Origin of the sequence: Mesorhizobium sp. M0514 (assembly GCF_040321145.1) — a bacterium.
Taxonomy (GTDB): domain Bacteria; phylum Pseudomonadota; class Alphaproteobacteria; order Rhizobiales; family Rhizobiaceae; genus Mesorhizobium.
This window is the reverse complement of the sequence record NZ_JAMYQZ010000029.1, coordinates 32847-45951: the sequence shown is the minus strand read 5'-3', so window position 1 is coordinate 45951 and position 13105 is coordinate 32847. Positions and strand designations below refer to the sequence as shown.

Sequence of the window (13105 nt, the reverse complement as noted above, 5' to 3'; positions counted from 1 at the left end):
GGAGGAACCTTACGGCAAGACAGTTCGTTTCCGGATGCATTTTCACCTGACACTGGAGGAGTTGGCATATGGACGTGAATGGCGTGGGCTGGATTGCGGCCATCATCATCGGCGGTTTGGCCGGGTGGCTGGCCGAGATGGTCATGAAGAGCAATACCGGCGTCTTGATGAACATCATTATGGGCATTGTCGGCGCGGTGGTGCTGAACGCAATTCTCAGGGCGCTCAACATCGAACCCTTCGGTGTCGGCTGGCTCGCCTACCTGATCACCGGCTTCATCGGCGCCTGCCTGCTGATCTTTGCCGGGCGGCTGATACGCCGCTAGACTACCGCTATGCGAAAAAGGCTGTGGCGGCATGCGCCGCCGCGGCCTTTTTCTTTGCACCGAAAAGTCCTAGATGACGTCAGAAGGGCGAATGCCGACGGGCAGACGCCAACAAGTCAGGTTTGAGATGGTCACCGTCCTCGACACGATCGCCAACGCGCCGCGCCTGCGGCACCCCGAGAAGGCGCACAAGCCTGATCAGGACGTGCTGCGCAAACCCGACTGGATCCGCGTCAAGGCGCCGATGTCCAAGGGCTATGCCGAAACCCGCGAGATCGTGAAGTCGCACAAGCTGGTCACGGTGTGCGAAGAGGCCGGCTGCCCCAATATCGGCGAGTGCTGGGAAAAAAAGCACGCCACCTTCATGATCATGGGCGAGATCTGCACGCGCGCTTGCGCCTTCTGCAATGTCGCCACCGGCATTCCCACCGCGCTCGATGCCGATGAGCCGGCGCGTGTCGCGCATGCCGTCAAGCAGATGGGGCTGACCCATGTCGTCATCACCTCGGTCGACCGCGATGATCTTGCCGATGGCGGCGCGCAGCATTTCGCCGAGGTTATCCGGGCGATCCGAGCAGCGACGCCCTTGACCACGATCGAAATCCTGACGCCCGATTTCCTGCGCAAGGAGGGCGCGCTGGAGATCGTCGTGGCGGCCAAGCCCGATGTCTTCAACCACAATCTCGAAACCGTGCCGTCGAACTACCTGACGGTGCGGCCGGGTGCTCGCTATTTCCACTCGATCCGGCTGTTGCAGCGCGTCAAGGAGCTCGACCCGTCGATCTTCACGAAGTCCGGCATCATGGTCGGCCTCGGCGAAGAGCGGAACGAGATCCTGCAACTGATGGACGACCTGCGCTCGGCCAATGTCGACTTCATGACCATTGGCCAGTATCTGCAGCCGTCGAAGAAACACCACCCGGTGATCCGCTTCGTCACGCCGGAGGAATTCAGCTCCTTCGCGACGATCGGCAAGACCAAGGGTTTCCTGCTGGTGGCGTCGAGCCCGCTGACGCGCTCGTCGCATCATGCCGGCGACGATTTCGCCAGGCTGCGGGCGGCGCGTGAGGCGCAGCTCAAAAAAGCCAGTTAAATCCTGCTTCAATGCCGAAATTCGAAGCCACACGCCGCGTTGCCCACACGCCGGAGCAGATGTTTGCTCTGGTCGCCGATATCGAGACCTATCCGCAATTTCTGCCGCTTTGCGAGGCGCTGACGGTGCGCTCTCGCAAGGAGCGTGATGGCCGCACCATTCTCCTCGCCGATATGAGCATCGGCTACAAGGCGATCCGCGAGACCTTTACGACGCAGGTGCTGTTGAAGCCGGACGAGAACACAATCGACGTCAAATACATCGATGGGCCGTTCAAATATCTAAGCAATATCTGGCGCTTCGAGCCGGCCGACGGCGGCGGCTGCAACGTTCGCTTCTTCATCGACTACGAGTTCAAGAGCCGTATCCTCGGCGTGTTGATGGGCACCATGTTCGATCGCGCCTTCCGCATGTTTTCCGAAGCGTTCGAAAAACGTGCGGACGTCATCTACGGAACGACGCCCATCTCATGAGTGTCGCCCAGCGCGCGCAGGCCGATCTCCAGCGCATGCTTGACCGTCTCGCGGCGGATGAAGTCGCGGCCATTGTCGGCAAACATATTGAGCTCGGCAGCCACCGGCCCACCTCTTAGGGCAACTCCGAACCAGACGAGGCCGACCGGTTTTTCCGGCGAGCCGCCGCCTGGGCCGGCAATGCCGGTGACGGCAAGCGCAAGCCCGGCGCGCGAGCGGGCCAGAGCGCCCTCCGCCATCTCCAGAACCGTTTCGCGCGAGACGGCGCCATGCGCCTCGAGTGTGGCGGGCGAGACGCCGAGCATCTCCATCTTTGCTTCATCGGAATAGGTGATGAGGCCGCGATCGACGACAGCGGACGAGCCGGCAATGTCGGTCAGTGCCGAGATGATCATGCCGCCGGTGCAACTCTCCGCCGTCGCCAGCATGATGCCGCGTTGCTGGCAGACCTGGAGCAGGGCGTTGGCAAGATCGCTGTTGTTCATGCGGGAACCTCCCCGGGGAAGACGACACTGGCGGTGGCGATGGCGGCGATGCCTTCCTCGCGGCCGACAAAGCCGAGTTTCTCGTTCGTCGTCGCCTTGATCGAGATGCGATCGCTGGAAATGCCCAGCATCGCCGACAACGCGTTGGTCATGGCCTCGCGATGCGGGCCGACGCGCGGCGCCTCGCAGATCAGCGTGATGTCGGCATTGGCGATGCGGCCGCCGCGTTCGCGCACCAACCTGGCCGCATGCTCGACGAAGATCTTTGACGCCGCGCCCTTCCATTGCGGATCGGAAGGCGGGAAATGCGTGCCGATGTCGCCGGCGCCGCAAGTGGCGAGCAGCGCATCGGTCAGCGCGTGCAGGCCGACATCGGCATCCGAATGGCCGGAAAGCTTCTTGCCGTGCGGAATGGCGACGCCGCACAAAGTGACATGGTCGCCGGCCTCGAAAGCGTGCACGTCATAGCCATTGCCGGTGCGAATGTCTGGAAAACGCTCACCAGTAAGCCGTTGATCCGCCATCGCAATATCCCTTGCCCAGGTCAGTTTGACATTGTCCGGCGACCCCTCGACGATTTTCACCGGAATATGCGCCCATTCCGCAATCGCGGCATCGTCGGTGAAATCCGTCTTGCCGAGATGATGGGCCTTTTCGTGCGCGGCGAGCAACGGCCAGAACGGAAAGCCTTGCGGTGTCTGCGCGGCATGAAGGCCGGCCCTTGGCACCGTCTCCTCGATCATGCCGGTCGCCGACTCGCGCTTCAGCGTATCGGCGACAGGCAAAGCGGGCAGCGCGCCCTGGCGCTCGCCAATGGCCGCGATGGTACGGTCGATCAGGGCCGCGTCGACAAACGGCCGCACCGCGTCATGGACAAGGACACGGCCGGGCGTACGATCCCTCAGCGCCAGCAGGCCGAGCCGGACCGAGGCCTGGCGCGACTCGCCACCGACCACGGCGCTAACCCGCTCGGCATACAGGCCGGCTGCCTTGTCGAAAAGCGCGCGGTCATCGGCATGGATGGCGACGACGACGGGACCAATTTCGGGATGCGCCAGGAATGTCTCCAGCGTGCGCGCGATGACGGCACGGCCACCGACGCGCTGATATTGCTTCGGCCCGTCGGCCTGTCCGGCGCGCGCGCCGCGGCCGGCTGCAACGATGACCACGCCGACCTTGTCGGTCGTCGCCTCGGCCGGTTTTTCGCTTGCGTCTGTCATGCCGAGAGGCTTAGTCGCGGCTTATGGCGAAGGCCAGCATTTTCCCAAATGCGCCGCAATGTGACGTCATTGCGCGTTGCACAATGCCTTTCTTATGGCTAGAGAATGTGCAGCAATCCGATATGCTTGGTTTTTGTGCATGCCTGAAGTGACAAAATTGGCTTCGCCGCTCGACCTTGGCGGCGTGACGATCCGCAACCGCGTCTTCCTCGCGCCCATGTCGGGAATAACGGACGAGCCGTTCCGGCAGCGCGCCTACGCGCATGGCGCGGGCCTGGTCGTGTCGGAAATGGTGGCGAGCGGCGAGCTTGCCAAGGGCAGGGCCGGCTGCGACCTGCGCATCCGTCATTCCGGGCTGCCCGTCCATATGGTCCAGCTTGCCGGCCGCGAGGCCGAGCACATGGCCGAGGGCGCGCGCATCGCTGCCGGCGAGGGCGCTGACATCATCGACATCAATATGGGCTGCCCGGCCAAGAAGGTGACCGGCGGCTATGCCGGCTCGGCGCTGATGCGCGATCTCGACCACGCGCTGTCGCTGATCGAAGCGGTGATCGGCGCGGTCCAGGTGCCGGTCACGGTCAAGATGCGGCTCGGCTGGGACGACAATGCGCTCAATGCACCCGTCTTGGCGCGCCGCGCCGAAGAGGCCGGTGTTAAAATGGTGACCGTGCATGGGCGCACGCGCTGCCAGTTTTATCAAGGCAAGGCCGATTGGGGCGCCATCGCCCGCATCAAGGACGTCGTCTCGATCCCGGTCGTCGCCAATGGCGATGTGGGCTCGCCCGCGGAGGCCGCCGAAATCCTTGAACAGTCGGGCGCCGACGCGGTGATGATCGGCCGCGCGCATTATGGCGCGCCATGGACGGCGGGCCACATCGCGGCAACGGCTGCGGGCGACGCGCCCTCCGGCGTGCCGGAAAGCCCGCAAGCCATGGCGGACTACATCGTTTCCCACTACGAAGACATGCTGACGCTTTACGGCGTCGAAAGTGGCTTGCGCCAGGCGCGCAAGCATCTCGGCTGGTATCTCGACCGCCACTCTGCTGGCGTTTCCGATGAGCGGCGGAAAGCCATCCTCACCTCTTTCGAACCCGCCCGCGTCATTGCCTTGCTGCATGAGGTGTTTTCCGGCGAAGCCACGCCCTTGCGGAGCGCCGCATGAACGCCACCGTCACACCGAGCTCCGACATGGCGGATGCCGCCAGTATCGTGCTGAACACCATCCGCCGTCCGGTCATCATGGTCGATCCGGACGGGTTCATCACCTACGCCAATGCCGATGCGGAAGACTTCTTCCGTTCAAGTGCCAACATGCTTGCCCGCAACACACTGTCCAAGCTGATCCCGTTCGGCAGCCCGCTGTTGCAACTGGTCGACCAGGTGCGCGAGCGCCGTGCGCCGGTCAACGAATACCGTGTCGACGTGTCGTCGCCGCGTCTCGGCATCGAGAAGGTCGTCGATCTCTATGTCGCGCCGGTGCCGGAATTCCCAGGCTCGATCGTGGTGATGTTCCAGGAACGCTCGATGGCCGACAAGATCGACCGGCAGATGACACACAGGGGTGCCGCGCGTTCGGTCACCGGCCTTGCCGCCATGCTGGCACATGAGATCAAGAACCCGCTGTCCGGCATACGTGGCGCCGCACAGCTGCTCGAACTCTCGGCGTCCGACGAGGATCGCGCGCTGACCCGCCTCATCACCGACGAGACCGATCGTATCGTCTCCCTCGTCGACCGCATGGAAGTGTTTTCCGACGAGCGGCCGATTGACCGCTATCCTGTCAACATCCATGTCGTGCTGGACCATGTGAAGGCAATCGCGAAGAACGGTTTTGCCAAGAGAATCAGGATATTGGAGGACTATGATCCATCATTGCCTCCGGTTTTCGCCAACCGCGACCAACTGATCCAGGTGTTTCTCAACCTGGTCAAGAACGCTGCCGAGGCGATCGGCGGCGACCCGCAGGGCGAGATCGTGCTGTCGACCGCGTTCAGGCCGGGCATCCGCGTTTCCGTTCCCGGAACCCAGGACCGCGTGTCGCTACCGCTTGAATTCTGCGTGCGCGACAATGGGTCCGGCGTTTCGGAAGACATTCTGCCGATCCTGTTCGATCCGTTCATCACCACCAAGCCGAACGGGTCGGGGCTCGGCCTGGCGCTGGTGGCGAAAATCGTCGGCGAGCATGGCGGCATCATCGAATGCGATTCGACGCCGCGCGGCACCACCTTCCGAATCCTGATGCCGGCCTGGAAAGAAACACCCATCGACACTGCCGATGATGAAGGCGAAGGAGACCGCAAATGACGGTTCGCGGCAATATTCTCGTCGCCGACGACGATGCGGCCATCCGCACCGTGCTCAATCAGGCGCTGTCGCGCGTCGGCCATGAGGTGCGCGTGACCTCCAACGCCTCGACGCTGTGGCGCTGGGTGGCGGCGGGCGAGGGCGATCTGGTGATCACCGACGTTGTCATGCCGGACGAGAACGCCTTCGACATGCTGCCGCGCATCAAGAAGGCGCGGCCCGAGCTGCCGGTCATCGTGATGAGCGCGCAAAACACTTTCATGACGGCGATCCGTGCTTCCGAAACAGGTGCTTACGAGTATCTGCCGAAGCCGTTCGACCTGACCGAACTGCTCAACATCGTCAACCGGGCACTGTCAGAGCCGCGCCGACCGAAGATCGATACGCGACCGGAAGAACAGCCTGACGCGATGCCGCTGGTCGGCCGGTCGGCCGCCATGCAGGACATCTACCGCATGCTGGCGCGCATGATGCAGACCGACCTGACGGTGATGATCTCGGGCGAGTCCGGCACCGGCAAGGAATTGGTGGCGCGCGCGTTGCACGAATATGGCCGTCGCCGCGGCGGTCCGTTCGTCGCCATCAACATGGCGGCGATCCCGCGCGATTTGATCGAATCGGAGCTGTTCGGCCACGAGAAGGGCGCCTTCACCGGCGCACAGAACCGCTCGACCGGCCGCTTCGAGCAGGCCGAGGGCGGCACGCTTTTCCTCGACGAGATCGGCGACATGCCGATGGAGGCGCAGACGCGGCTGCTGCGCGTGCTGCAGCAGGGCGAATACACAACGGTCGGCGGGCGCACCCCGATCAAGACCGATGTGCGCATCGTCGCCGCCACCAACAAGGATCTGCGCACGCTGATCAACCAGGGGCTTTTCCGCGAGGATCTGTTCTATCGCCTGAATGTCGTGCCGCTTCGGCTGCCGGGTTTGCGTGAGAGATCGGAAGACATTCCCGATCTGGTGCGGCATTTCTTCAAGATCGGCGCCAGCGAAGGCTTGCAGACCAAGCGCATTTCGACCGGCGGCATCGAATTGATGAAGCGCTATCCGTGGCCGGGAAACGTGCGCGAGTTGGAAAACCTGGTGCGCCGGCTTGCGGCGCTCTATTCGCAGGACGAAATATCAGCCGAGATCATTGAAGCCGAACTGAAGACAGGCGAAAGACCGGTCGTTCCCGGCGGCGGCAATTTGATCCCGGACGATCTATCCATCGGCCAGGCGGTGGAGCACTTCCTGCAGCGCTATTTTGCCTCTTTCGCCGGTGAGTTGCCGCCGGCAGGTCTCTATCAGCGCATCTTGTCCGAGGTCGAATATCCGCTGGTGCTCGCTTCCATGACGGCAACGCGCGGCAACCAGATCAAGGCGGCCGAATTGCTCGGCTTGAATCGCAACACGCTGCGCAAGAAGATTCGCGAGCTGGGCGTCAACGTCTACAAATCGTCGAGATCATGAGCGCCTGGCGCCCGAAGTGACGCGAGGTCGTCCCCTTTTCAGGGGATCGGCGGCCGAAAGATTTCCGTCACGGCCACACTTGTTGCATAATCGCCACAATGCGTTGCATACATCCGACGCAATCACTGGCTCTTAGACGGCGACATGGCTTCGCAAGCTCTGACATCAAACGAACCGCTTTTCAGCAGACCCGGCCAGAGGGATGGACGGCGGCTGCTTGCGTTGCCCGGCGTTGTGGCAATTGCCGGCGCGCTGGTTACGGCGGCAATCTCGTTTGCGATTCTTGTCGGCGCCACGCCGATCACGCCAGACGCAAACACAACGCTGACGCTGATTGCGGCCAATGCCTTATTTGTGCTGGCGCTGATTGCCCTCGTCGGCCGCGAGGTGCATCGCATCACCATGGCGCGCCGGCACGGCAAGGCGGCGTCGCGGCTGCATGTGCGCATCGTGACGATGTTTGCGCTGGTCGCGGCCATCCCCGCCATCATGGTGGCCATCATCGCCTCGATCACGCTCGATATCGGCCTCGACCGCTGGTTCGAAATCCGCACCAAGGCAATCGTCAACTCGTCGCTGTCGATCGCGGACGCCTATGTGCAGGAAAACGCTCGCAATCTTCAGGGCACGACGCTGTCGATGGCCTACGATCTCGATGCGTCGCGCACGCTTTACGGCCTCGATCGAACCGGCTTTCTCGACCTGATGAACAAGGAAGCCGTGGGCAGGAGCCTGGTGCATGCGGCGCTGGTCAGGGAAGACGGCTCCTTTGTCATGAGCGCGAAGACCGATGCGGATTTCTCTATGCCGCCACCGCCGGAGGGCGCGGTCAGCGCCGCGGCCGACGGCAAACCGGTGCTGATCGAGCCGAAGACGCGCAACATCATGGGCGCCATCATCAAGCTGCGGGAGATCGAAGGCCTCTACCTCTACACCAATCGCCTCGTCGACCCCGAAGTGATCAAGGCGAGGGCGATCGTCCAGTCCAACACCGCCGAATATCGCGGCCTGGAAGACAACAGGCGGACGTCGCAGGTGGCGTTCGCGCTGCCCTATCTGTCGCTGACGCTGATCATCATCCTGTCGGCCATCTGGACCGGCATAGCGGTGGCCGACCGTCTGGTGCGGCCCATCCGTCAGCTCATCGGCGCGGCTGACGAGGTTGCGACCGGCAATCTCGATGTCGCCGTTCCGGTACGGCCTTCCGACGGCGATGTCGCCTCGCTTGGCGATACGTTCAACAAGATGCTGCTGGAGCTTAAATCGCAGCGCAACGAGATCCTGTCGGCCAAGGATTTGATCGACGAACGGCGTCGTTTCTCGGAAGCGGTGCTGGCCGGCGTCACCGCCGGCGTCATCGGCGTCGATCCCTACGGCATCGTCTCCATCGTCAACAAATCGGCCGAAACGATGCTGGCCATATCGGCCACGGCGGCGCTGGGGCAGAACCTGTCCGCCGTGCTACCGCATGTCGGCCGTGTCTTCGAGATCGGCCGCAAATCCGGCAAGCCGGTCTATCGCGAGCAGGTCACCTTCTATCGCACCGGCGCCGAGCGTACCTTCAACGTGCAGATCACCATCGAGGCCGGCGACGACGGCGAGGAGGAGAAATCCTACGTCGTGACGGTCGACGACATCACCGATCTGGTCCAGGCACAGCGCTCGTCTGCCTGGGCGGATGTGGCGCGGCGTATCGCACATGAAATCAAGAACCCGCTGACGCCGATCCAGCTCTCGGCCGAGCGCATCAAGCGACGCTTCGGCAAGGTCATCACCGAGGACCGCGAGATTTTCGACCAGTGCACCGACACGATCATCCGGCAGGTCGAGGATATCGGCCGCATGGTTGACGAGTTCTCGGCTTTCGCCCGCATGCCCAAGCCCGAGATGAAAGCCATCGATCTGCGTGAATCGCTGCGCGAGGCGTCGTTCCTGGTCGAAGTCAGCCGTGCCGACATCGCTTTCGAACGCGTGTTCGGCAACGAGCCGCTCAAGGGCACTTTCGATAGCCGATTGATGGCGCAGGCTTTCGGCAACGTGATCAAGAACGCGGCCGAGGCGATTGACGGGCTGGAACAAAAGGACGGTTCGCACGGCATAATCCGGATTCAAGCCGCCCGGGAGAATGGCGCGATCAGAATCGACGTCATCGACAATGGCAAAGGCTTGCCGCGCGAGAACCGCCAAAGGCTGCTCGAGCCCTATATGACGACGCGCGAGAAGGGCACCGGGCTCGGTCTCGCCATCGTCAAGAAGATCGTGGAGGACCATGGCGGGCGGCTCGAATTGCACGATGCGCCCGCGGATTTCCACGGTGGACGCGGCGCGATGATCTCGATCATCCTGCCGCCAGTTGCCGCAACCGCGCCGCCACGCGGTCAAGGCGAAACGGAACACGAACGAGAAACTGAAAAGGTCGGTAATGGCGTCTGATATTCTCATCGTCGATGACGAGGAAGACATCCGTGAACTCGTCGCGGGCATATTGAGCGACGAAGGGCATGAAACCCGCACGGCATTCGATGCCGACAGCGCGCTCGCGGCGATCGCCGACCGGGCGCCGCGGTTGATTTTCCTCGACATCTGGCTGCAGGGCTCGCGCCTCGACGGGCTGGCGCTGCTCGACGAGATCAAGACGATGCATCCGAGCCTGCCGGTGGTGATGATCTCGGGCCATGGCAATATCGAGACAGCGGTGTCGGCCATCCGCCGCGGCGCCTATGATTTCATCGAGAAGCCGTTCAAGGCCGACAGGCTGATCCTGATCGCTGAGCGGGCGCTCGAAACCTCGAAATTACGGCGCGAGGTGTCCGACCTCAAGCAGCGCAGCGGCGAAACCTTCGACTTGATCGGCATGTCGTCGGCGATGAGCCAGCTGCGCCAGACCATCGAGCGCGTGGCGCCGACCAACAGCCGCGTCATGATCATCGGTCCGTCCGGTTCGGGCAAGGAGCTCGCCGCGCGCGCCATCCACACGCTGTCGACGCGCAAGGGCGCGCCGTTCGTGACGCTGAGCGCGGCCAACATCACGCCCGAGCGCATGGAGATCGAGCTGTTCGGCACCGAATCGAACGGCACCGAGCGCAAGGTCGGCGCGCTTGAAGAGGCGCACCGCGGCATTCTCTACATCGACGAAGTGGCCGACATGCCGCGCGAGACGCAGAACAAGATTTTGCGCGTGCTGGTCGAACAGCAGTTCGAGCGGGTCGGCGGCACCAAGCGGGTCAAGGTCGACGTCCGCATCATCTCCTCGACCTCGCAGAACCTGGAGGCGATGATCGCCGACGGCCGTTTTCGCGAAGACCTCTATCACCGCCTGGCGGTGGTTCCGGTCATGGTGCCGGGACTGGCCGAGCGACGCGAGGACATTCCCTACCTCGTCGACAATTTCATGAAGCAGATCGCTCGCCAGGCCGGTATCAAGCCGCGCCGCATCGGCGACGATGCGCTTGCCGTGCTGCAGGCGCACAACTGGCCGGGCAATGTCCGCCAGCTGCGCAACAATGTCGAACGGCTGATGATCCTGGCGCGTGGCGACGATATCGATGCGCCGATCACCGCCGACCTGTTGCCGTCGGAGATCGGCGATGTCATGCCGCGCACGCCGAACCAGTCCGACCAGCACATCATGGCGCTGCCGCTGCGCGAGGCGCGCGAACAGTTCGAGAAGGACTATCTGATCGCCCAGATCAACCGTTTCGGCGGCAACATCTCGAAGACGGCCGAATTCATTGGCATGGAGCGCTCGGCTCTGCACCGGAAACTGAAGTCGCTGGGGGTCTAGCTGATCTCTTCAGGAAGAAAGCCCCCCGTCTGGCGTTTCCACAGCCGTGCGAACAAGCCGTCCTGCTTGACCAGCTCGTCCGGCTTGCCTTCTTCGACGATACGTCCCTGATCGAGCACGACTATCCGGTCCATCATCCCAATTGTTGAGAGGCGATGGGCGATGGCGATCACCGTCTTTGCCTCCATCACGAGATTAAGTTTCTCTTGGATAGCAGCTTCGGACTCGCTGTCGAGGGCGGAGGTTGCCTCGTCCAGCACCAGGATCGGGGCGTTCTTCAACAGGACGCGGGCGATAGCGACACGCTGGCGCTGGCCGCCGGACAGCTTGATGCCGCGGTCACCGACGAAAGCATCATAGCCCTTGCGGCCTTCGGAGTCCGAGAGATCGGCGATGAAGGCATCGGCGGCTGCCATTTTCGCCACCTCTTCGATGTCCTGCTCTGCCGCCTCCGGCCGGCCATAGCGAATATTGTCGCCGACCGAGCGATGCAGCAGCGCGACATCCTGGGCGATGACACCGATGGCGCGCCGAAGGCTTGCCTGGCTGACGGTGCGGATGTCCTGCCCGTCGATGAGTATCGCGCCTTCCCTGATGTCGTAGAAGCGCAAGAGCAGGTTTGCGAGCGTGGTCTTGCCCGCACCCGAAAGGCCTACGAGGCCGACCTTCTCGCAGGGGCGGACCGTCAGCGACAGATTTTCGATGACAGGCTTGCCGGCCTTGTAGGCGAAGTGAACATTTTCGAAACGGATCTCGCCGGTCTCAATCTTGAGATCAGCGGCATCCGGGCGGTCGGTGATGGTTGGCGGGGTTGTCATGACCGGCATGGCATCCTTGATCGTGCCGATCGCCTGGAAGATCTGTTGGCCCATCTGCAGAAAGGTGAAGATCTGTGTCGACAGCCGCTGGAGGATGTACACGGCGCCGACAAACTGGCCGACAGAGAGAAACCCTTTGACGAGACCAGAAAATCCGATCGAAAGCATCGTCAGCCACAGCACCGTATTGAGGACGACGACCGTCAGTTCCGAAGTGCGGTAGATGCGCTGTTCGCTGTGTTGCGTCTGCACGGCCTTCTGGATGGTGCGGCGGATAGCGCCTGCCTCACTGTCTTCTGCGGCGAACTGCTTGATCATCTGCATGTTGGTGTAGAGATCGGTGATGGCGCCGGCCACCAGGCTGCGCTGCTTGGCGGTACGGCGCGAGCGTTCGGCAAAGGTGGGAACTATCCTAACGGTGAATGCCACGTTGAGCGCGATCCAGACGACGACCGGCAAGGCAAGCTGCCAGGACAGTGTGCTGAGCAGGACGACGGAGCCGACCAACTGCAGTAGAAAGCGTGGAATGGACTGGAACGCGGCAATGATCTGCTGCTGCACGGCAGATGCCACCTGCTGCAGGCGCGAGGCGACCTGACCGGCATAGAGATCATGGAAAAAGGCGAGATCCTGCCGCTCCACCGCCTTGAGGCCCTGCCACTGAATGGCGGCCGGCATGCCGACGCCGAGCGTGTGTGAGGTCAGAGTGTTGAGCAGGAACGAGGCGACCGGCATGGCCGGAAAGATCAGCAGGCCGAGGAAGGTCAAAAGCTTCCATTCGTTCCGCAGGAATGCTGAAGCGCCCTGTTGCGTGACGCCGTCGACGATCACCGAAAGCCCCCAGACGATGGTCAGATTGATGGCTTCCCTCGCCATTGAGGAAAGTGCCAGCGCAATCAGCACGCCGCGAAACATCGAAATGAAGTGCAGGAGGACGGCTACAGGCCCCTTGGAGGGTAACGGCTGGTAAGGAATATCCAGTGGCCGGATCAAATTTTCGAAGGGACGGTAGATCGCATCTGATATTGACATTGGTGCGCTTGAGCTCTGATTGGGACCGAGGGCGAGGACTCAACTGCCGGGATAGGATCGCCTACCGGCCGCAACCTCAATTAGAGCAATTCCAGGAAAAGTGTGAAACGGTTTCC

General features: G+C 62.6%; 11 protein-coding genes. 8 read left to right on the top strand and 3 right to left on the bottom strand.

The window, feature by feature from the left end:
* Nucleotides 1-68: 68 nt before the first annotated feature.
* The 3 genes from NKI61_RS14475 (at nucleotide 69) to NKI61_RS14465 (ending at nucleotide 1892) form a co-directional block, all read left to right on the top strand.
* A complete protein-coding gene (locus NKI61_RS14475) occupies nucleotides 69-326 on the top strand; it encodes a GlsB/YeaQ/YmgE family stress response membrane protein (protein ID WP_023668920.1) in 258 nt (85 codons plus the stop codon).
* A 127-nt stretch (nucleotides 327-453) separates the two neighbouring features.
* On the top strand, nucleotides 454-1419 hold the full coding sequence (lipA, locus tag NKI61_RS14470; protein ID WP_023668921.1) for a lipoyl synthase: 966 nt from the start codon (nucleotides 454-456) through the stop codon (nucleotides 1417-1419).
* Between the two features lie 11 nt (nucleotides 1420-1430).
* Entirely contained in the window at nucleotides 1431-1892 is a 462-nt protein-coding gene (locus tag NKI61_RS14465; protein WP_023710532.1) for a type II toxin-antitoxin system RatA family toxin, read from the top strand.
* Here the strand turns inward: NKI61_RS14465 and NKI61_RS14460 are convergent.
* Entirely contained in the window at nucleotides 1868-2377 is a 510-nt protein-coding gene (locus tag NKI61_RS14460; RefSeq protein ID WP_023696095.1) for a CinA family protein, read from the bottom strand. The genes NKI61_RS14465 and NKI61_RS14460 overlap by 25 nt on opposite strands.
* A complete protein-coding gene (locus NKI61_RS14455) occupies nucleotides 2374-3597 on the bottom strand; it encodes a bifunctional 2-C-methyl-D-erythritol 4-phosphate cytidylyltransferase/2-C-methyl-D-erythritol 2,4-cyclodiphosphate synthase (RefSeq protein ID WP_352839877.1) in 1224 nt (407 codons plus the stop codon). The genes NKI61_RS14460 and NKI61_RS14455 overlap by 4 nt, the downstream gene beginning before the upstream one ends.
* Before the next feature lie 139 nt (nucleotides 3598-3736).
* Here NKI61_RS14455 and dusB point away from each other — a divergent pair, with 139 nt between their 5' ends.
* The 5 genes from dusB to ntrX all read left to right on the top strand — a co-directional run bounded on the left by dusB (nucleotide 3737) and on the right by ntrX (nucleotide 11139).
* Nucleotides 3737-4759, top strand: coding sequence for a tRNA dihydrouridine synthase DusB (gene dusB, locus NKI61_RS14450; protein ID WP_352839876.1), 1023 nt, complete (start codon nucleotides 3737-3739; stop codon nucleotides 4757-4759).
* Nucleotides 4756-5901: a two-component system sensor histidine kinase NtrB gene (locus tag NKI61_RS14445; RefSeq protein ID WP_023706549.1), complete on the top strand. Its 1146-nt coding sequence runs from the start codon at nucleotides 4756-4758 to the stop codon at nucleotides 5899-5901. The genes dusB and NKI61_RS14445 overlap by 4 nt, the downstream gene beginning before the upstream one ends.
* Nucleotides 5898-7355 carry a nitrogen regulation protein NR(I) gene (gene ntrC, locus NKI61_RS14440; RefSeq protein ID WP_023710528.1) on the top strand — a complete coding sequence of 486 codons (1458 nt, stop codon included), beginning with the start codon at nucleotides 5898-5900 and terminating at the stop codon, nucleotides 7353-7355. Before NKI61_RS14445 ends, ntrC begins: the two co-directional genes overlap by 4 nt.
* 144 nt (nucleotides 7356-7499) lie before the next feature.
* On the top strand, nucleotides 7500-9788 hold the full coding sequence (locus NKI61_RS14435) for a sensor histidine kinase NtrY-like (protein WP_352839874.1): 2289 nt from the start codon (nucleotides 7500-7502) through the stop codon (nucleotides 9786-9788).
* Nucleotides 9778-11139: a nitrogen assimilation response regulator NtrX gene (gene ntrX / locus NKI61_RS14430; protein ID WP_023668929.1), complete on the top strand. Its 1362-nt coding sequence runs from the start codon at nucleotides 9778-9780 to the stop codon at nucleotides 11137-11139. The genes NKI61_RS14435 and ntrX overlap by 11 nt, the downstream gene beginning before the upstream one ends.
* Here the strand turns inward: ntrX and NKI61_RS14425 are convergent.
* On the bottom strand, nucleotides 11136-12989 hold the full coding sequence (locus NKI61_RS14425) for an ABC transporter ATP-binding protein (protein WP_352839873.1): 1854 nt from the start codon (nucleotides 12987-12989) through the stop codon (nucleotides 11136-11138). The two genes, ntrX and NKI61_RS14425, sit on opposite strands and share 4 nt — an antisense overlap.
* Between the last annotated feature and the right edge of the window lie 116 nt (nucleotides 12990-13105).